Annotated in this window: 16 protein-coding genes; 12 read left to right on the forward strand and 4 right to left on the reverse strand. The window is 57.9% G+C overall.

Translation table 11 applies throughout. The features are described 5' to 3' along the window. The first annotated feature begins 21 nt into the window (after positions 1 to 21). The 3 genes from serB to nadR are packed head-to-tail and all read left to right on the forward strand — an operon-like array spanning position 22 to position 3,639. Positions 22 to 993, forward strand: coding sequence for a phosphoserine phosphatase (gene serB, locus GQR96_RS03395; protein ID WP_004886545.1), 972 nt, complete (start codon positions 22 to 24; stop codon positions 991 to 993). A gap of 9 nt (positions 994 to 1,002) precedes the next feature. Next, positions 1,003 to 2,385 (forward strand): DNA repair protein RadA, encoded by a 1,383-nt coding sequence (radA, locus tag GQR96_RS03400; RefSeq protein ID WP_002887800.1) that lies wholly within the window; start codon positions 1,003 to 1,005, stop codon positions 2,383 to 2,385. 21 nt (positions 2,386 to 2,406) lie between these two features. Next, the gene (gene nadR / locus GQR96_RS03405; RefSeq protein WP_004886547.1) at positions 2,407 to 3,639 is read left to right on the forward strand and encodes a multifunctional transcriptional regulator/nicotinamide-nucleotide adenylyltransferase/ribosylnicotinamide kinase NadR; all 1,233 of its coding nucleotides are present in this window, start codon (positions 2,407 to 2,409) and stop codon (positions 3,637 to 3,639) included. A 256-nt stretch (positions 3,640 to 3,895) separates the two neighbouring features. Here the strand turns inward: nadR and ettA are convergent, their stop codons facing one another. After that, the gene (ettA, locus tag GQR96_RS03410; protein WP_004204211.1) at positions 3,896 to 5,563 is read right to left on the reverse strand and encodes an energy-dependent translational throttle protein EttA; all 1,668 of its coding nucleotides are present in this window, start codon (positions 5,561 to 5,563) and stop codon (positions 3,896 to 3,898) included. A gap of 228 nt (positions 5,564 to 5,791) precedes the next feature. On the opposite strand from ettA, the gene sltY reads away from it, so the two are divergent. Both sltY and trpR read left to right on the forward strand, forming a co-directional pair. Next, complete coding sequence (gene sltY, locus GQR96_RS03415; RefSeq protein WP_043522404.1) at positions 5,792 to 7,729, forward strand: murein transglycosylase; 1,938 nt, start codon at positions 5,792 to 5,794, stop codon at positions 7,727 to 7,729. A gap of 88 nt (positions 7,730 to 7,817) precedes the next feature. Continuing rightward, on the forward strand, positions 7,818 to 8,147 hold the full coding sequence (trpR, locus tag GQR96_RS03420; protein WP_004204213.1) for a trp operon repressor: 330 nt from the start codon (positions 7,818 to 7,820) through the stop codon (positions 8,145 to 8,147). On the opposite strand, the gene yjjX is transcribed toward trpR, so the two are convergent. Then, on the reverse strand, positions 8,134 to 8,649 hold the full coding sequence (gene yjjX / locus GQR96_RS03425) for an inosine/xanthosine triphosphatase (RefSeq protein ID WP_004204215.1): 516 nt from the start codon (positions 8,647 to 8,649) through the stop codon (positions 8,134 to 8,136). The two genes, trpR and yjjX, sit on opposite strands and share 14 nt — an antisense overlap. A 113-nt stretch (positions 8,650 to 8,762) precedes the next feature. Here yjjX and gpmB point away from each other — a divergent pair, with 113 nt between their 5' ends. Further along, positions 8,763 to 9,410, forward strand: coding sequence for a 2,3-diphosphoglycerate-dependent phosphoglycerate mutase GpmB (gene gpmB / locus GQR96_RS03430; RefSeq protein ID WP_004204216.1), 648 nt, complete (start codon positions 8,763 to 8,765; stop codon positions 9,408 to 9,410). Here the strand turns inward: gpmB and robA are convergent. Next, the gene (gene robA, locus GQR96_RS03435) at positions 9,407 to 10,276 is read right to left on the reverse strand and encodes an MDR efflux pump AcrAB transcriptional activator RobA (protein ID WP_004204217.1); all 870 of its coding nucleotides are present in this window, start codon (positions 10,274 to 10,276) and stop codon (positions 9,407 to 9,409) included. The two genes, gpmB and robA, sit on opposite strands and share 4 nt — an antisense overlap. 209 nt (positions 10,277 to 10,485) lie before the next feature. Here robA and creA point away from each other — a divergent pair, with 209 nt between their 5' ends. From creA to creD, 4 genes are read left to right on the forward strand one after another with little or no spacing between them, the layout of a single operon-like run. Further along, complete coding sequence (gene creA, locus GQR96_RS03440; protein ID WP_004204218.1) at positions 10,486 to 10,959, forward strand: protein CreA; 474 nt, start codon at positions 10,486 to 10,488, stop codon at positions 10,957 to 10,959. 12 nt (positions 10,960 to 10,971) lie between these two features. Further along, complete coding sequence (gene creB / locus GQR96_RS03445) at positions 10,972 to 11,661, forward strand: two-component system response regulator CreB (protein ID WP_032455528.1); 690 nt, start codon at positions 10,972 to 10,974, stop codon at positions 11,659 to 11,661. Next, positions 11,661 to 13,085: a two-component system sensor histidine kinase CreC gene (gene creC / locus GQR96_RS03450; RefSeq protein WP_065903212.1), complete on the forward strand. Its 1,425-nt coding sequence runs from the start codon at positions 11,661 to 11,663 to the stop codon at positions 13,083 to 13,085. The genes creB and creC overlap by 1 nt, the downstream gene beginning before the upstream one ends. A gap of 59 nt (positions 13,086 to 13,144) precedes the next feature. Beyond that, entirely contained in the window at positions 13,145 to 14,503 is a 1,359-nt protein-coding gene (creD, locus tag GQR96_RS03455) for a cell envelope integrity protein CreD (RefSeq protein ID WP_065903214.1), read from the forward strand. Positions 14,504 to 14,566: 63 nt separating this feature from the next. Here creD and arcA read toward each other — a convergent pair whose 3' ends face one another. After that, positions 14,567 to 15,283 (reverse strand): two-component system response regulator ArcA, encoded by a 717-nt coding sequence (gene arcA / locus GQR96_RS03460; RefSeq protein WP_002887843.1) that lies wholly within the window; start codon positions 15,281 to 15,283, stop codon positions 14,567 to 14,569. A gap of 95 nt (positions 15,284 to 15,378) precedes the next feature. Between arcA and yjjY the strand changes: the two genes are divergently transcribed. Together yjjY and GQR96_RS03470 are read left to right on the forward strand one after the other, a co-directional pair. Next, on the forward strand, positions 15,379 to 15,519 hold the full coding sequence (yjjY, locus tag GQR96_RS03465; protein ID WP_004146984.1) for a YjjY family protein: 141 nt from the start codon (positions 15,379 to 15,381) through the stop codon (positions 15,517 to 15,519). 397 nt (positions 15,520 to 15,916) lie between these two features. Next, on the forward strand, positions 15,917 to 16,603 hold the full coding sequence (locus GQR96_RS03470; RefSeq protein WP_004204223.1) for a tRNA/rRNA methyltransferase: 687 nt from the start codon (positions 15,917 to 15,919) through the stop codon (positions 16,601 to 16,603). The last annotated feature ends 203 nt before the right edge of the window (positions 16,604 to 16,806 follow it).

Consider the following 16,806-nt stretch of genomic DNA (forward strand, 5'->3'; position numbering starts at 1 on the left):
ATGAAGAGATGTGGAGCCGTAATGCCTAACAGTTTGACCTGGTGCGACCTGCCTGAAGACGTTTCCCTGTGGCCTGGGTTGCCGCTTTCCCTGAGCGGTGACGAGGTCATGCCGCTGGATTATCACGCCGGGCGCAGCGGTTGGCTGCTGTACGGACGTGGGCTGGATAAACGCCGTCTGACGGCGTGGCAGCGCGAGCTGGGCGCCGCGTTAGTGATCGTCGCCTCCTGGGTGGTCGAGGATTACCAGGTGATCCGCCTGGCGGGCTCGCTTACCCCGCGTGCGACGCGACTGGCGCATGAGGCGGGGCTGGACGTCGCGCCATTGGGTAAAATCCCCCATCTGCGCACCCCAGGGCTGCTGGTGATGGATATGGACTCCACGGCGATCCAAATTGAATGCATCGATGAGATCGCGAAACTGGCCGGCACCGGCGAGCTGGTGTCGGAAGTGACCGAGCGGGCGATGCGTGGCGAGCTGGACTTCACCGCCAGCCTGCGCCAGCGCGTGGCGACGCTAAAAGACGCCGATGCCAACATTCTGCTGCAGGTTCGCGACGCGCTACCGCTGATGCCTGGCCTGGCGCAGCTGGTGCTCAAGCTGGAAACGCTGGGCTGGAAGGTGGCGATCGCCTCCGGCGGCTTTACCTTCTTTGCGGAGTATCTGCGCGACAAACTGCATCTCGACGCGGTGTTCGCCAACGAACTGGAGATCCGCGACGGTAAGCTTACCGGCAACGTACTCGGCGATATCGTCGATGCCAAATACAAAGCCAATACGCTGCGCAAGCTGGCGGAAAAGTATGAGATCCCAACGGCGCAGACCGTGGCCATCGGCGATGGCGCCAACGACCTGCCGATGATTAAAGCTGCCGGGCTTGGCATCGCGTATCATGCGAAGCCTAAAGTGAATGAACAGGCGGAAGTGACTATCCGCCACGCTGACCTGATGGGGGTATTCTGTATTCTCTCGGGCAGCATGAACCAAAAGTAAGAGGTAAACGTGGCGAAAGCTCCAAAACGCGCATTTGTCTGTAATGAATGTGGTGCGGATTATCCGCGGTGGCAGGGGCAATGCAGCGCCTGCCATGCCTGGAATACCATCACCGAGATGCGCATCGCCGCGTCGCCGCAGGTGGCGAGAAACGAGCGTTTGTCAGGCTACGCCGGTAACGCCGGCGTCTCGAAGGTGCAGAAGCTGTCAGACATCAGCCTGGAAGCGCTGCCGCGTTTCTCCACCGGGTTTAAAGAGTTCGATCGCGTACTCGGCGGCGGCGTGGTGCCGGGCAGCGCGATCCTGATTGGCGGCAACCCCGGCGCGGGGAAATCGACCCTGCTGCTGCAGACTTTGTGCAAGCTGGCGGAAGGGATGAAAACGCTGTACGTCACCGGGGAGGAGTCCCTTCAGCAGGTGGCGATGCGCGCCCATCGCCTTGGGCTGCCGACGGCGAACCTGAACATGCTCTCGGAAACCAGCATTGAGCAGATCTGTCAGATTGCCGATGAAGAAAAACCGCAGCTGATGGTGATCGACTCAATCCAGGTGATGCATATGGCCGACGTTCAGTCGTCGCCGGGCAGCGTCGCCCAGGTACGTGAAACGGCGGCCTATCTGACGCGCTTTGCCAAAACTCGCGGCGTGGCGATCGTTATGGTCGGCCACGTCACCAAAGACGGTTCGCTGGCCGGCCCGAAGGTGCTGGAGCACTGTATTGACTGCTCGGTGCTGCTGGACGGCGATGCCGACTCCCGCTTCCGCACTCTGCGCAGCCACAAAAACCGCTTTGGCGCGGTGAATGAGCTGGGCGTTTTCGCCATGACCGAGCAGGGGCTGCGCGAAGTGAGCAACCCGTCCGCTATCTTCCTCAGCCGGGGAGATGAAATCACCTCCGGCAGCTCGGTGATGGTGGTCTGGGAAGGGACCCGCCCGCTGCTGGTGGAGATCCAGGCGCTGGTGGATCACTCGATGATGTCCAACCCGCGCCGCGTGGCGGTGGGGCTGGAACAGAACCGTCTGGCGATCCTGCTGGCGGTGCTGCATCGCCACGGCGGCCTGCAGATGGCCGATCAGGACGTTTTCGTCAACGTGGTCGGCGGGGTGAAGGTCACGGAAACCAGCGCCGATCTGGCGCTGCTGCTGGCGATGGTCTCCAGCCTGCGCGATCGCCCGCTGCCGCAGGATCTGGTGGTCTTTGGCGAAGTGGGGCTGGCCGGCGAAATTCGCCCGGTGCCGAGCGGTCAGGAGCGTATCTCCGAAGCGGCGAAGCATGGCTTCCGCCGCGCCATCGTCCCGGCGGCCAATGTGCCGAAAAAAGTGCCGGAAGGCATGCAAATCTTTGGTGTGAAAAAGCTTTCAGACGCGCTAAGCGTTTTTGACGACTTATAATAAGTTAAAAGGAGATTAGCGATGTCGTCATTTGACTATTTAAAAAGCGCCATAAAGCAGAAAGGCTGTACCCTGCAGCAGGTGGCGGAAGCCAGCGGGATGACCAAGGGGTATCTCAGCCAGCTGTTGAACGCCAAAATCAAAAGCCCGAGCGCGCAGAAGCTTGAAGCGCTGCATCGCTTCCTCGGGCTGGAGTTTCCCCGCCGACAGAAAAGCGTCGGCGTGGTGTTTGGTAAGTTTTACCCGCTGCATACCGGGCACATCTATTTGATTCAACGCGCCTGTAGCCAGGTCGATGAGCTGCATATCATCATGGGCTACGACGATACTCGCGACCGCGAGCTGTTTGAAGAGAGCGCCATGTCGCAGCAGCCAACGGTGCCTGACCGCCTGCGCTGGCTGCTACAGACCTTTAAATATCAGAAGAATATTCGCATCCATGCGTTCAATGAAGAGGGGATGGAGCCCTATCCGCACGGCTGGGATGTGTGGAGTCATGGGATCCGCGCTTTTATGAGCGAAAAAGGGATCGAGCCGAACCGGATCTATACCTCGGAAGAGGCCGATGCGCCGCAGTACCTTGAGCATCTGGGGATCGAGACGGTGCTTATCGATCCTAAGCGGACCTTTATGAATATTAGCGGCGGCCAGATCCGCGAGAACCCGTTCCGCTACTGGGAATATATTCCGACGGAAGTGAAACCGTTCTTTGTGCGGACGGTGGCGATCCTCGGCGGCGAGTCGAGCGGTAAATCAACGCTGGTCAATAAGCTCGCCAATATCTTCAATACTACCAGCGCCTGGGAATATGGCCGGGATTATGTCTTTTCGCATCTCGGCGGCGATGAGATGGCGCTCCAGTATTCTGATTACGATAAAATTGCCCTCGGTCATGCCCAGTATATTGATTTCGCAGTGAAATATGCCAACAAGGTGGCATTTATCGATACCGACTTCGTCAGCACTCAGGCGTTCTGTCTGAAGTACGAGGGGCGTGAGCACCCGTTCGTGCAGGCGCTGATTGATGAATACCGCTTTGACCTGGTGATTCTGCTGGAGAACAACACCCCGTGGGTGGCTGATGGGTTACGCAGTCTTGGGAGTTCCGTGGATCGTAAAGAGTTTCAGTCGCTGCTGGTGTCGCTGCTGAAAGAGAATGAGATCGAGTTCGTCCATGTTAAGGAGTCGGACTACGATACGCGCTTCCTGCGCTGCGTCGAGCTGGTGAAGCAGCTGATGGGGGAGCAGGGGTAGATCCTCTGCGGGCTGTTGCCCTCACCCCGGCCCTCTCCCACAGGGAGAGGGAGCAAACCCTAAAAAAGGCAACTTGCGTTGCCTTTTTACTTTTACCTTGCCCTCACCCCGGCCCTCTCCCGGTGGGAGAGGGAGCAAACCCTAAAAAAGCAACTTGCGTTGCCTTTTTACTTTTACCTTGCCCTCACCCCGGCCCTCTCCCACAGGGAGAGGGAGCAAACATTAAAAAAGGCAACTTGCGTTGCCTTTTTGCATTTTATTTTGAGATACGTTTGTACTTGATTCGCTTCGGCTCCAGCGCGTCGGCGCCGAGAGTGCGTTTCTTGTACTCTTCGTACTCGGTAAAGTTACCTTCGAAGAACTCCACCTTACCTTCATCCTGGTAATCCAGAATGTGGGTGGCAATACGGTCAAGGAACCAGCGGTCGTGCGAGATAACCATCGCGCAGCCCGGGAACTCCAGCAGGGCGTTTTCCAGCGCGCGCAGGGTTTCGATATCCAGGTCGTTGGTCGGTTCATCGAGCAGCAGGACGTTACCGCCGACCTGCAGCAGCTTCGCCAGGTGCAGACGACCGCGTTCACCGCCGGACAGCTCGCCAACGCGTTTACCCTGGTCGACGCCTTTGAAGTTAAAGCGGCCCACGTAGGCGCGGCTCGGCATTTCGGTGTTGCCGATCTTCATGATATCCAGGCCGCCGGACACTTCTTCCCACACGGTTTTGCTGTTGTCCATCGCGTCGCGGAACTGATCGACGGAAGCCAGCTTAACGGTTTCACCCAGGGTGATGGTGCCGGAATCTGGCTGTTCCTGGCCAGACATCATGCGGAAGAGGGTGGATTTACCCGCGCCGTTCGGACCGATGATGCCGACGATAGCGCCTTTCGGTACCGAGAAGCTCAGATCGTCGATCAGCACGCGGTCGCCGTAGGATTTGCGCAGATGGCTGACTTCCAGAACTTTATCGCCCAGACGCGGGCCTGGCGGAATGAACAGTTCGTTGGTCTCGTTACGTTTCTGGTATTCAACGTTGTTAAGCTCTTCAAAGCGCGCCAGACGGGCTTTGCCCTTAGACTGACGGCCTTTCGCGCCCTGGCGTACCCACTCGAGCTCTTTCTCGATGGATTTGCGGCGTGCGGCTTCCTGAGAAGCTTCCTGCGCCAGACGCTGATCTTTCTGCTCCAGCCAGGAGGAGTAGTTGCCTTCCCACGGAATACCTTCGCCGCGGTCAAGTTCGAGGATCCAGCCGGCGACGTTATCGAGGAAGTAACGGTCGTGGGTAATCGCCACCACGGTGCCTTCGAAGTCGTGCAGGAAGCGTTCCAGCCAGGCGACGGACTCGGCGTCGAGGTGGTTAGTCGGTTCGTCGAGCAGCAGCATATCCGGTTTTTCCAGCAGCAGGCGGCACAGCGCGACGCGGCGGCGTTCACCACCGGAAAGATTAGCGATTTTCGCATCCCAGTCCGGCAGGCGCAGGGCGTCGGCCGCGCGCTCCAGCTGCACGTTCAGGTTGTGGCCGTCGTGCGCCTGGATAATCTCTTCGAACTTGCCTTGCTGTGCGGCAAGCTTATCGAAGTCCGCATCCGGCTCGGCGTATTTGGCATAGACTTCGTCCAGACCCTTCAGCGCGTTAACCACTTCGGCGACCGCTTCTTCCACGGACTCGCGCACGGTGTGCTCCGGGTTGAGCTGCGGCTCCTGCGGCAGGTAGCCGATTTTAATGCCGGGCTGCGGACGCGCTTCACCTTCGATCTCGGTGTCGATACCGGCCATGATGCGCAGCAGGGTAGATTTACCGGCGCCGTTCAGACCGAGCACACCGATTTTCGCGCCAGGGAAAAAGCTGAGGGAGATATTTTTCAAAATATGACGTTTCGGCGGAACCACTTTGCCGACACGATGCATGGTATAAACGAATTGAGCCACGTTGGACTTCGCCTCTTTCTATTTTGATAGATAGTTCAAAGCCGAAGTGTAGCCTTTTTCGCGCGCTAATCCCAGCGAGGCGACAGGATTCACAGAAGCGTAAAAAAATGTTCAGGACATGGCGCGTTTAGCGTTGTCTGATTAGCATAAGTAAAGCCGCCTGCCGAACCGGCAGGGGCTTTTAAGCGGCACGATGCTGCGAAAATGCACCTGAAAGAGGAAGAGCTTGTGGAAAAAGCCAAAAAAATGGCGTGGCATCTTTTGGCTGCCAGCGTTGGTCTGTTGGCGTTGAGTCAGCTGGCGCATGCGGATTCACTGGATGAACAGCGCAGCCGCTACGCACAAATTAAGCAGGCGTGGGATAACCGGCAGATGGATGTGGTTGACCAGCTGATGCCCACGTTAAGCACCTATCCCCTGTATCCCTATTTGCAGTACCGGCAGATTACCGACGATCTGATGAACCAGCCGGCGCTGGTGGTGAAAAACTTTATTGACGCCAACCCGACGCTGCCCCCGGCGCGTTCATTACGTTCGCGTTTCGTGAATGAACTGGCCCGGCGCAGCGACTGGCGCGGCTTGCTGGCGTTTAGCCCCGATAAGCCGACCAGCACCGAGGCGCAGTGCAACTACTACTACGCCAAACTGAGCGTGGGTCAGTCGCAGGAGGCCTGGAGCGGAGCGAAAGAGCTCTGGCTGACGGGCAAGAACCAGCCCGGCGCCTGTGAACCGCTGTTCAGCGCCTGGCGCGACTCCGGCCAACAGGATCCGCTGGCCTATCTCGAACGGATCCGCCTGGCGATGAAGGCCGGCAATATTGGGTTGGTGAAATCGCTGGCCCAGCAGATGCCTGCCAACTACCAGAGCATCGCCAGCGCCGTGGTCGCCCTGGCTAACGATCCTAACAGCGTTCTGACCTTTGCCCGCACCACCGGGGCGACGGACTTTACCCGCCAGATGGCCGCCGTCGCTTTCGCCAGCGTCGCCCGTCAGGATGTGGAAAATGCCCGTTTGATGATCCCTTCGCTGGTGCAGGCCCAGCAGCTCAATGAGGATCAGACCCAGGAGCTACGCGATATTGTCGCCTGGCGCCTGATGGGGAACGATGTGACCGAAGAGCAGGCCATCTGGCGCGACGATGCGATTATGCGCTCGCAGTCCACGCCGCTGGTGGAGCGGCGGGTACGGATGGCGCTGGGGACGGGCGATCGCCATGGTCTGAATACCTGGCTGGCGCGCCTGCCGATGGAGGCGAAAGAGAAAGACGAATGGCGCTACTGGCAGGCGGATCTGTTGCTGGAGCGCGGCAGGGACGAGGAAGCGCAGGCGATCCTCCGGTCGTTGATGCAGCAGCGGGGTTTCTACCCGATGGTCGCTGCGCAGCGTCTCGGCGAGGAGTATACCTTCCGCATTGATAAAGCGATTGGCACGCTCGATCCGGCGCTGGCCTCCGGTCCGGAGATGGCCCGGGTGCGCGAGCTGATGTACTGGAATATGGATAACACCGCGCGCACTGAATGGGCGAACCTGGTCACCAGCCGTAGTAAATCCCAGCAGGCGCAGCTCGCGCGTTACGCTTTTGATCAACACTGGTGGGATCTGAGCGTGCAGGCGACGATCGCCGGAAAACTGTGGGATCAGCTGGAGGAGCGCTTCCCGCTGGCCTATAACGATCTGTTTGCCCGCTATATCAGCGGTAAAGATATTCCGCAGAGCTACGCGATGGCGATTGCCCGCCAGGAGAGCGCCTGGAACCCGAAAGTGCGCTCGCCGGTCGGCGCCAGCGGGCTGATGCAGATTATGCCGGGCACCGCGACGCATACCGTCAGCATGTTCAGCATTCCCGGCTACAGCGGCCCGTCGCAGCTGTTGGATCCGGAAACCAACATCAACATCGGCACCAGCTATCTGCAGTACGTTTACCAGCAGTTCGGTAATAACCGCATCTACGCCTCGGCGGCCTATAACGCCGGGCCGGGTCGGGTACGCACCTGGCAGGGGAACAGCGCCGGACGGATCGACGCCGTGGCGTTTGTCGAGAGTATTCCGTTCTCGGAAACACGCGGCTACGTGAAGAATGTCCTCTCCTATGACGCCTACTATCGCTACTTTATGGGTCAGCAGGATAAGCTCTTCAGCGATGCGGAGTGGCGGCAGCGTTACTGATCGCCGGGAAGTATGTTATGCTTTGTACTCGTTGATGAGTACATTCGACGGGCAGCGTAAGCTGCCCGTCTCAATATGGTGGCGCGATATGACCCAACAATCTCCCTATTCCGCGGCCGTTGCCGAACAACGTCATCAGGAGTGGCTGCGCTTTGTGGCGCTGCTACAGCAGGCCTATGCGCAGGATCTGCATCTACCGTTGCTGCAGCTCATGCTGACCCCTGATGAGCGTGAAGCGCTGGGGACTCGGGTGCGCATTATCGAAGAGCTGCTGCGCGGTGAGATGAGCCAGCGCGAGCTGAAAAATGAGCTCGGTGCCGGCATTGCGACCATTACCCGCGGGTCCAACAGCCTGAAGTCGGCGCCGGTTGAGCTGCGCCAGTGGCTGGAGCAGACGCTGTTGGCTAGCGATAAATAGCGTTGTGGAACGGGCTTAACGCCAGCACGACCGCCTGATGGTAAACGCTGCTGCGGGTTAATTTGCCGCCGGTGAAAACCCCAATCGCTCCCTCTTTACGACCAATCTGATCGATGCCGGTATACTGCGACATGACCGGCCCGAGGGCTTCGCCAGCGCGAACCTGCTCAAGAATAACGTCAGGCAACGGCAGCGTGGCTGAGCGCGCTTCTCCGCGCTGGCTGGCGCTTTCGATGACCACCCAGCTAAAGGTACTGTCATCGTCAATTCCGGCTTCGATGGCGACCCAGAAATCGGCATGGGGCTGGGCGAGGCGCGCATTGGCGACGCGATTTCGTGCGCCAGCGCGCGTTTCCTCGCTGCCGAAGGGCTGTTCCGGCACGCCGCTCTCGACGGAGACGGACTCAATGTGGCAGGATCCTTCGCCGAAAATCTCGTCAAAAGCCTGCAGAATTGCCTGAATTTTGGCGGGATTAGTGGTCGCTGAGACAACATGGTGCATAATCAAAACAACTCAGAATAAACTAACGTCATCGCAGTATACTCTAAATCCCCCCCAGGGCAGTCGGTAATGCCCGCAAGCGGTCGATAACGAGTTCAGAACGGAAAAAAAGCATGTTACAGGTATACCTTGTTCGCCACGGTGAAACGCAGTGGAACGCCGAGCGACGTATTCAGGGTCAGTCCGACAGCCCGCTGACCGCACACGGTGAGCGCCAGGCCTGGCAGGTTGGCGAGCGCGCCAGAACGCTGGGGATCACCCATATCATTACCAGCGATCTGGGGCGAACCCGTCGCACAGCAGAGATTATCGCCGAAGCCTGCGGCTGCAGCGTGATCGCTGATGCGCGCCTGCGCGAGCTGGATATGGGAGTGCTGGAGAAGCGCCATATTGACTCGCTCAGCGAAGAAGAAGAGGGCTGGCGCCGCCAGTTGGTCAACGGCACGCCGGATGGTCGCATTCCGCAGGGCGAATCGATGCAGGAGCTTAGCGAACGTATGCATGCGGCGCTGGCCGCCTGTCTGGAATTACCGGCCGGTAGTCGACCGCTGCTGGTGAGTCATGGTATCGCGCTGGGCTGCCTGGTGAGTACGATTTTAGGGCTGCCGGCATACGCAGAGCGTCGTCTGCGCCTGCGCAACTGCTCGATCTCGCGCGTCGATTATCAGCAAAGCCCGTGGCTGGCTTCCGGCTGGGTGGTGGAAACGGCGGGCGACGTCTCGCATCTTGACGCCCCCGCGATGGACGAGCTGCAGCGTTAACGGCGGATCGGGATCAGATACTCGCAGCGCAACTGAATCGGCGTGGCCTGATCCCGGCTTTCATCTTCAGGATAGAAGCGTTCAATATCCAGCCCCTTGCGACGCGTCAGGTTCAGCATCGGCATGCAGGTGCCGTAGACCGTCAGGATGAATTCCTGCAGGCCGGTACCCAGCCCTTCATACGTAAACATGACATACTCGCCGCCCTCCAGCGTCACCGGATGGGCGTTCTGCAGGTGGCCGTTAGCCATCTCCGGCGTCAGCGCGGTGGTATAGAACACTTCCTGCTCATCGTCTTTCTCCAGGCTCGGACGCGGTTCATGCAGCCCGTAGAGCACCGGGGGGATCGACGGCGAGTTGCCGAGGAAATCTCGCCAGAACTGGACCCGCATCTGGTTGCGGAAGTCGGAGATTTCCTCCAGCTTACAGGTATAGCTCTGAGTCACACCGAGCAGTTGAGTCGTGGGTAGGGCGACAAATTCATGTTTCGGCAGGGTAAACTCGCCAAGACGTAGCGGCGGACGCATACCGAACGAGCTCCAGTCCGGCGAGCGGCGGTAGAGAGCCGGCGTCAGCGAGAATTGCTTCTTGAACGCACGGGTGAAGGTCTGCTGGGAGTCGAAACGGTACTGCAGCGCAATATCAAGGATTGGACGGGCGGTAAGGCGTAATGCGACAGCTGATTTCGACAACCGGCGCGCGCGAATATAGGCACCGATAGCGTGGCCGGTGACATCCTTAAACATTCGCTGCAGATGCCACTTGGAATAACCTGCCTTCGCCGCCACATTGTCCAGAGAAAGCGGCTGATCCAGGTGACCTTCCAGCCAGCTAAGGAGATCGCGAATAATCCCTGCTTGATCCATAAAATGTCCCCATCCTTAAACACAGGTGCCTGATATTAAAGTAGCGGATAATAGCATTTTTTGATGTTTTAGCATTCAGTGTTTTTTTTGCTTTTAAATGCGGTAGGTCAGTGGATCTGAACGATAATTTTGTAAAGCTGTGATCTATAAACCTTTTCTGCTAAGTCCGTGATAATCACTTAGCTATATTTTTTAATAATGGTAACAATATGAAATACAAGAAGTTTGCGATGGGCCTGCTGTTGCTGGCCGGCTGTCAGATTGCTCAGGCGGAGCAGATTGGTTCCGTGGATACGGTCTTCAAATGGTTAGGACCGGATCACAAAATTGTCGTCGAAGCCTTTGACGATCCGGATGTCCAGAACGTGACCTGCTATATCAGCCGGGCGAAGACCGGCGGGATCAAAGGCGGGCTGGGTCTGGCGGAGGATACCTCCGACGCGGCCATCTCCTGCCAGCAGGTCGGGCCGATTGAGCTGACGGACAAAATCAAAAATGGCAAAAGCCAGGGCGACGTGGTGTTCCAGAAGCGCACCTCGCTGGTGTTTAAAAAGCTACAGGTCGTTCGCTTCTATGATGCGAAACGCAATGCGCTGGTCTACCTGACCTATTCGGATAAAGTAGTTGATGGTTCGCCGAAGAACGCCATCAGCGCCGTGCCGATTATGCCCTGGAATAAATAAACGGGAGCGCGCATGCAGCAGCCACGGATTTGGTTAGTTGAGGATGAACAGAGTATCGCCGATACCCTGGTTTATATGCTCCAGCAGGAGGGCTTCCAGGTCACCGTCTTCGACCGCGGGTTGCCCGCGCTGGAGGCTGCGGCGTATCAGGCACCCGATGTCGCCATCCTCGACGTTGGCTTGCCGGATATCAGCGGCTTCGAGCTCTGTCGGCGCCTGCTGACGCGCTTTCCGGCGCTGCCGGTGCTGTTTCTCACGGCGCGGAGCGATGAGGTCGATAAGCTGCTGGGGCTGGAAATCGGCGCTGACGATTACATCGCCAAGCCGTTTTCGCCGCGCGAAGTTTGCGCGCGGGTGCGCAGCGTGCTGCGACGGCTGCAAAAATTTGCCGCGCCTTCGTCGGTAGTTCGCGTCGGCGAGTTTGTGCTTGACGAGCAGGCGGCGTCGATAAGCTGGTTCGGCCAGCCCCTGAACCTGACGCGCTATGAATTTCTGCTGTTGAAAACTTTGCTTCACGCGCCCGGTCGCGTTTTCTCCCGTCAGCAGCTGATGGAGCGGGTATGGAGCGATGCCTGGGAAAGCCTCGACCGCACCGTCGACACCCATATCAAAACCCTGCGCGCTAAACTGCGGGCCGTGAATCCTGATTTGTCGCCAATCAATACCCATCGCGGGATGGGCTACAGCCTGGGGCGCAGCTGATGCGCATCGGCATGCGCCTGCTGCTGGGCTATTTCCTTATCGTCGCGATCGCCGCGTGGTTTGTACTGTCGATCTTTGTCCAGGAAGTGAAGCCGGGCGTGCGCCGGGCGACGGAGGGGACCCTCAACGATACCGCCACCCTGCTGGCGGCGCTGGCGCGTGAGGACCTGCTGGCGGCAAACCCGCAGCAGGGCAGGCTGGCGCAGGCCTTTCAACAGCTCAACCAGCAGCGGCTAAACGCCAACATTGGCGGAATTAAAAAGGTGCGTAATGAGTACCGCGTCTATCTGACCGATGCCCGGGGCAAGGTCGTGTTTGACTCCAGTGGAGAGGCGACAGGGCAGGACTATTCACGCTGGAACGACGTCTGGCTCACCCTGCGCGGGCAGTACGGCGCGCGCAGTTCGCGCAGCGATCCGCATGATGAAGCCAGCTCGGTGATGTATATCGCCGCGCCGGTGATGGATAAGGGGCGGATTATCGGCGTGCTGAGCGTCGGTAAACCCAACCTGGCGATGGCGCCGGTCATTAAGCGCAGCGAGCGGCGGATCCTCTGGGCCGGCGGCGCCCTGCTGGGCATTGCGCTGTTGATCGGCTGCGGCGTCGTCTGGTGGATCAATTTCTCTATCGGTAAGCTGGTGCGCTATGCGGACTCCGTGACCGCTGACCGCCCGCTGCCGTTGCCGGAGGTCGGCAGCAGCGAACTGCGTAAGCTGGCCCAGGCGCTGGAGAGCATGCGGGTGAAGCTCGAAGGCAAAAACGCCATCGAAAACTATGTCTATGACCTGACGCACGAGCTGAAAAGTCCGCTGGCGGCTATTCGCGGTGCGGCGGAGATTCTGCGCGAAGGGCCGCCGCCTGCGGTGGCGGCGCGGTTTACTGAGAATATCCTTGCGCAGAACACCCGCATGCAGCTGCTGGTGGAGCGGTTACTCCAGCAGGCGCGACTGGAAAGCCGGCTGGAGATAAAGCTACAGCCGGTGTCGATAGATGCGCTATACCAACGCCTGGCGGAGGAGCGCGACATCGCCCTGGCGGCGAAAGCCATTACTCTGCGCTGGCAGGCGAGTGGGATGCTGGTCAATGGCGATGGCGAACTGCTGGCCCAGGCGCTGGGTAATCTGCTCGACAACGCGATTGATTTTACCCCCCAGGGCGGCGAGATCGCCCTGGGGGTAGAGAAACGAAATGCAGAGGTGCAACTGAGCGTAACGGATAACGGATGCGGTATTCCGGACTATGCCCTGACGCGGATCTTTGATCGGTTCTACTCGCTGCCGCGTGAAGACGGCCACAAGAGCAGCGGCCTTGGGCTGGCCTTCGTTCGTGAAGTGGCGCGCCTGCATCATGGCGATATCCGTCTGCACAATCGGCCCGAAGGCGGCGTGGTCGCTACGCTGAGACTTCACCGTCCCTTCACATAGCTTCAAATTCTCCCCACACAGCCGCCCTATGGTGAGGCCATCACGATAGGGAGAAAGCTATGTTGAAATCACCGTTATTCTGGAAAATCACCACGCTAATCGGCTGTATTGTGCTGTTATCTCTACCTTTAATGATGGTCAGGGAGCTCATCAATGAGCGGGCTGATTATCGCAGCGAGGTAGTGGACGCCATTGAGCAGAGCACCAGCGGTTCGCAAAAACTCGCCGGGCCGCTGATCGCTATTCCGGTAACCGAGACGCTGACCCGCAGGGAGAACCAAAAAGAGGTCGCCTATCAGCGTAGCTGGGTGTACTACTGGCTGCCGGAGTCGCTGGCGGTCACCGGCAAACAGACCGTGGAGTCGAGAAGGGTGGGCATCTACAGCGGGCAGGTATGGCATAGCGCCCTGCAGATTAAGGCCACCTTCGATCCGCTGCGTCTGGCGTCGCTGCGAAAAACGCATATCACCCTGGGCCAACCGCGGCTGGTGGTGAGCGTTGGCGATGCCCGCGGCATTGGCGCCATCCATGCCCCGGAGGTCAATGGTAACGTATTAAGCGTGGAGCCGGGGCTGGGGATCAGCGGCGATGGGGCGGGCATCCATATGCGGATGCCTGCGCTGGCGGAGGACAACAAGCCGCTTGAGATTGCTTTTTCGCTCGATCTGAACGGGACGGGCGCATTTTCACTGGCGCCGCTCGGGCGCAACAGCGAGCTGCAGCTGACCAGTAACTGGCCGCATCCCGGCTTTCTCGGCAGCTTCCTGCCAACGAAACGCGAAGTGAATGCTGCCGGCTATCGCGCCCACTGGCAAAGCAGCTGGTTCGCCAATGATATGGGCAGCTATTTCAAGGATGATACGGAGATCCCGTGGTCGCGCTTACCGGCGTTCAGTGCCGATGTCATGTCGCTTGCCGACCAGTACCAGCTAACCGATCGGGCGACAAAATATGCCATCCTGTTAATCGGGCTGACGTTTATGGCGTTTTTCGCTTTCGAGAGCCTGACCCATCGACCCCTGCATCCGATGCAATATTTGCTGGTGGGCTTATCGCTGGTGCTGTTTTACCTGGTGCTGCTGGCGCTTTCGGAGCACATTGGCTTTACCGCCGCCTGGCTGGCCGCCAGTCTGTGCGGCGCGGTGATGAATGGGATCTACCTCCAGGCGGTGCTCAGGGGATGGTGCAACAGCCTGCTGTTTGTCGTCGCGCTGCTGCTGCTGGATGGGGTGATGTGGTTTCTGCTGCACTCCGAGGACAGCGCGCTGCTGTTAGGGACCGGTGTGCTGGCGCTGGCGCTGAGCATTCTGATGTTTTTGACCCGGCGAGTGGACTGGTATGCGTTATCGTTACCGAAAGGCAGTGCGCCTCCGCCGCCGTCTGCCGATGACGACAAACTGCGCCTGTGGAAAGAGTGACGGCATAAAAAAACGGCGCCCTCGGGGCGCCGTTTTCACATCATAGCTGCGGAATAACTCGCATTATTCCTGCAGATCGCCACAGAAACGGTAACCTTCACCGTGAATGGTAGCGATGATTTCCGGAGTATCCGGAGTGGATTCGAAGTGTTTACGAATCCGACGAATGGTCACGTCAACGGTACGGTCATGCGGCTTCAGCTCGCGACCGGTCATTTTCTTCAGCAGCTCGGCACGAGACTGAATTTTGCCCGGGTTTTCGCAGAAGTGCAGCATCGCGCGGAATTCACTGCGCGGCAGCTTGTACTGTTCGCCGTTTGGGCTAACCAGGGAACGGCTGTTGATATCGAGTTCCCAGCCGTTGAACTTGTAGCTTTCCACGCTGCGACGCTCCTCGCTCACGGTACCGAGGTTCATGGTACGGGAGAGCAGGTTGCGCGCGCGGATAGTCAGTTCACGCGGGTTAAACGGTTTAGTGATATAGTCGTCAGCGCCGATTTCGAGGCCAAGGATCTTATCCACTTCATTGTCGCGGCCGGTTAAGAACATCAGCGCGACGTCGGCCTGCTCGCGCAGCTCGCGCGCCAGCAGAAGACCATTTTTACCCGGCAGGTTGATATCCATGATCACCAGGTTGATATCATTTTCAGACAGGATCTGATGCATTTCCGCGCCATCGGTCGCTTCGAATACATCGTAACCTTCTGCTTCGAAAATACTTTTTAACGTGTTGCGTGTTACCAACTCGTCTTCAACGATAAGAATGTGCGGGGTCTGCATGTTTGCTACCTAAATTGCCAACTAAATCGAAACAGGAAGTACCAAAGTCCCTGACCTGCCTGGTGCATGTCGCAAATTAACATGCGCGGCGTAACATGACTAAAGTACGTAATTGCGTTCTTGATGCACTTTCCATCAACGTCAACAACATCATTAGCTTGGTCGTGGGTACTTTCCCTCTGGACCCGACGGTGTCAAAAACGGCTGACATCCTAACCATTTTAACAGCAACATAACAGGCTAAGAGAGGCCGAACACCCAATAAAACTACGCTTCGTTGACATATATCAAGTTCAATTGTAGCACGTTAACAGTCTTGTGAAATCATTGCATCGCCATGCTCTTTATAGTCACAATCTTTACCCGGCTCAACTAGTTGCGTGGATAAATTAATAAATACAGTGAATCCAATGTCTGGAACGATGCGTCAGATGAAATTTCATTGCCCATCATATGGATAAATGGGTTCTGTTAACATACTCCTTGTCATGGCCTCCTGAGAACAGTTTAGATTTTTTTATGGGTAAGAAAACGCAATTTTAGTGATTTTTGTTGCAAATTTGTAAATTTTCACCGCGTAAAATGGGGGGCTCCGCGCCTCAGACAACGCCTGAGAGAGAGAATGAAACCGCAATGCGTTTAACGATTATTTTGGTCGGTCCTGCCCGGGCCGAGAACGTCGGTGCCGCCGCCAGGGCGATGAAAACCATGGGATTTCGCGATCTGCGGATCGTGGACAGTGAAGCCCATCTGGCGCCGGCGGCACGCTGGGTGGCGCACGGCTCAGGCGACATCCTCGATGGCATCACCACCTATTCCACCCTTGCTGAGGCGCTGCACGACGTCGATTTTACCGTCGCCACCACCGCCCGCAGTCGCGCGCGGTTTCACTATTACGCCACGCCGCAGCAGTTGTTGCCGCTGCTGGAGGAGAAGGCGAACTGGATGACCCATACCGCGCTGGTATTTGGCCGTGAAGACGCCGGATTGACCAATGAGGAGCTGGCCCTGGCCGATGTGCTGACCGGCGTGCCGATGGTCGCGGATTATCCGTCGCTGAACCTCGGTCAGTCGGTGATGGTTTACTGCTATCAATTAGCATCGCTTATGCAACAATCGGCTCCCGCCGCTGCCGCGGCAGACCATCATCAGCTGCAGGCGTTGCGCCTCCGCACCATGGCCTTGCTTTCGCGTCTGGGCGTGGAGGACGATGCCAAACTGGCCGACTGGCTGTCGCAACGATTGGGGCTGCTGCAGCAGCGAGACACGGCAATGTTGCATCGTTTGCTGCATGATATTGAAAAAAACCTACCAGAATAAAGTTCTGTCATATTTTTTATTTATGGTTGCATGTACTGTTTTTGCGGGAGGTGTTCCGCCAATCTGGGTGTTTTTTCTTGTCGGGGTGGCGCAATACGTAAGCCGGCTGAAATGGGGTTAATTGAGAAATTCATTGACTTAAGACGGCAGATACTTTAACCAATATAGGCAGGACACACAGACAGATAAAAATACAGAGTACA

The organism is Klebsiella sp. PCX (genome assembly GCF_021869705.1).
GTDB lineage: Bacteria > Pseudomonadota > Gammaproteobacteria > Enterobacterales > Enterobacteriaceae > Klebsiella > Klebsiella quasipneumoniae.

What these genes read in the sequence shown, in the direction of transcription:
- creD (WP_065903214.1), top strand. Translation starts at nt 13,145, where the DNA reads ATGTTGAAATCACCGTTATTCTGGAAAATCACCACGCTAATCGGCTGT.
- nadR (WP_004886547.1), top strand. Translation starts at nt 2,407, where the DNA reads ATGTCGTCATTTGACTATTTAAAAAGCGCCATAAAGCAGAAAGGCTGT.
- creB (WP_032455528.1), top strand. Translation starts at nt 10,972, where the DNA reads ATGCAGCAGCCACGGATTTGGTTAGTTGAGGATGAACAGAGTATCGCC.
- arcA (WP_002887843.1), bottom strand. Translation starts at nt 15,283, where the DNA reads ATGCAGACCCCGCACATTCTTATCGTTGAAGACGAGTTGGTAACACGC.
- creA (WP_004204218.1), top strand. Translation starts at nt 10,486, where the DNA reads ATGAAATACAAGAAGTTTGCGATGGGCCTGCTGTTGCTGGCCGGCTGT.
- GQR96_RS03470 (WP_004204223.1), top strand. Translation starts at nt 15,917, where the DNA reads ATGCGTTTAACGATTATTTTGGTCGGTCCTGCCCGGGCCGAGAACGTC.
- gpmB (WP_004204216.1), top strand. Translation starts at nt 8,763, where the DNA reads ATGTTACAGGTATACCTTGTTCGCCACGGTGAAACGCAGTGGAACGCC.
- serB (WP_004886545.1), top strand. Translation starts at nt 22, where the DNA reads ATGCCTAACAGTTTGACCTGGTGCGACCTGCCTGAAGACGTTTCCCTG.
- robA (WP_004204217.1), bottom strand. Translation starts at nt 10,276, where the DNA reads ATGGATCAAGCAGGGATTATTCGCGATCTCCTTAGCTGGCTGGAAGGT.
- trpR (WP_004204213.1), top strand. Translation starts at nt 7,818, where the DNA reads ATGACCCAACAATCTCCCTATTCCGCGGCCGTTGCCGAACAACGTCAT.
- yjjX (WP_004204215.1), bottom strand. Translation starts at nt 8,649, where the DNA reads ATGCACCATGTTGTCTCAGCGACCACTAATCCCGCCAAAATTCAGGCA.
- creC (WP_065903212.1), top strand. Translation starts at nt 11,661, where the DNA reads ATGCGCATCGGCATGCGCCTGCTGCTGGGCTATTTCCTTATCGTCGCG.
- yjjY (WP_004146984.1), top strand. Translation starts at nt 15,379, where the DNA reads ATGACTAAAGTACGTAATTGCGTTCTTGATGCACTTTCCATCAACGTC.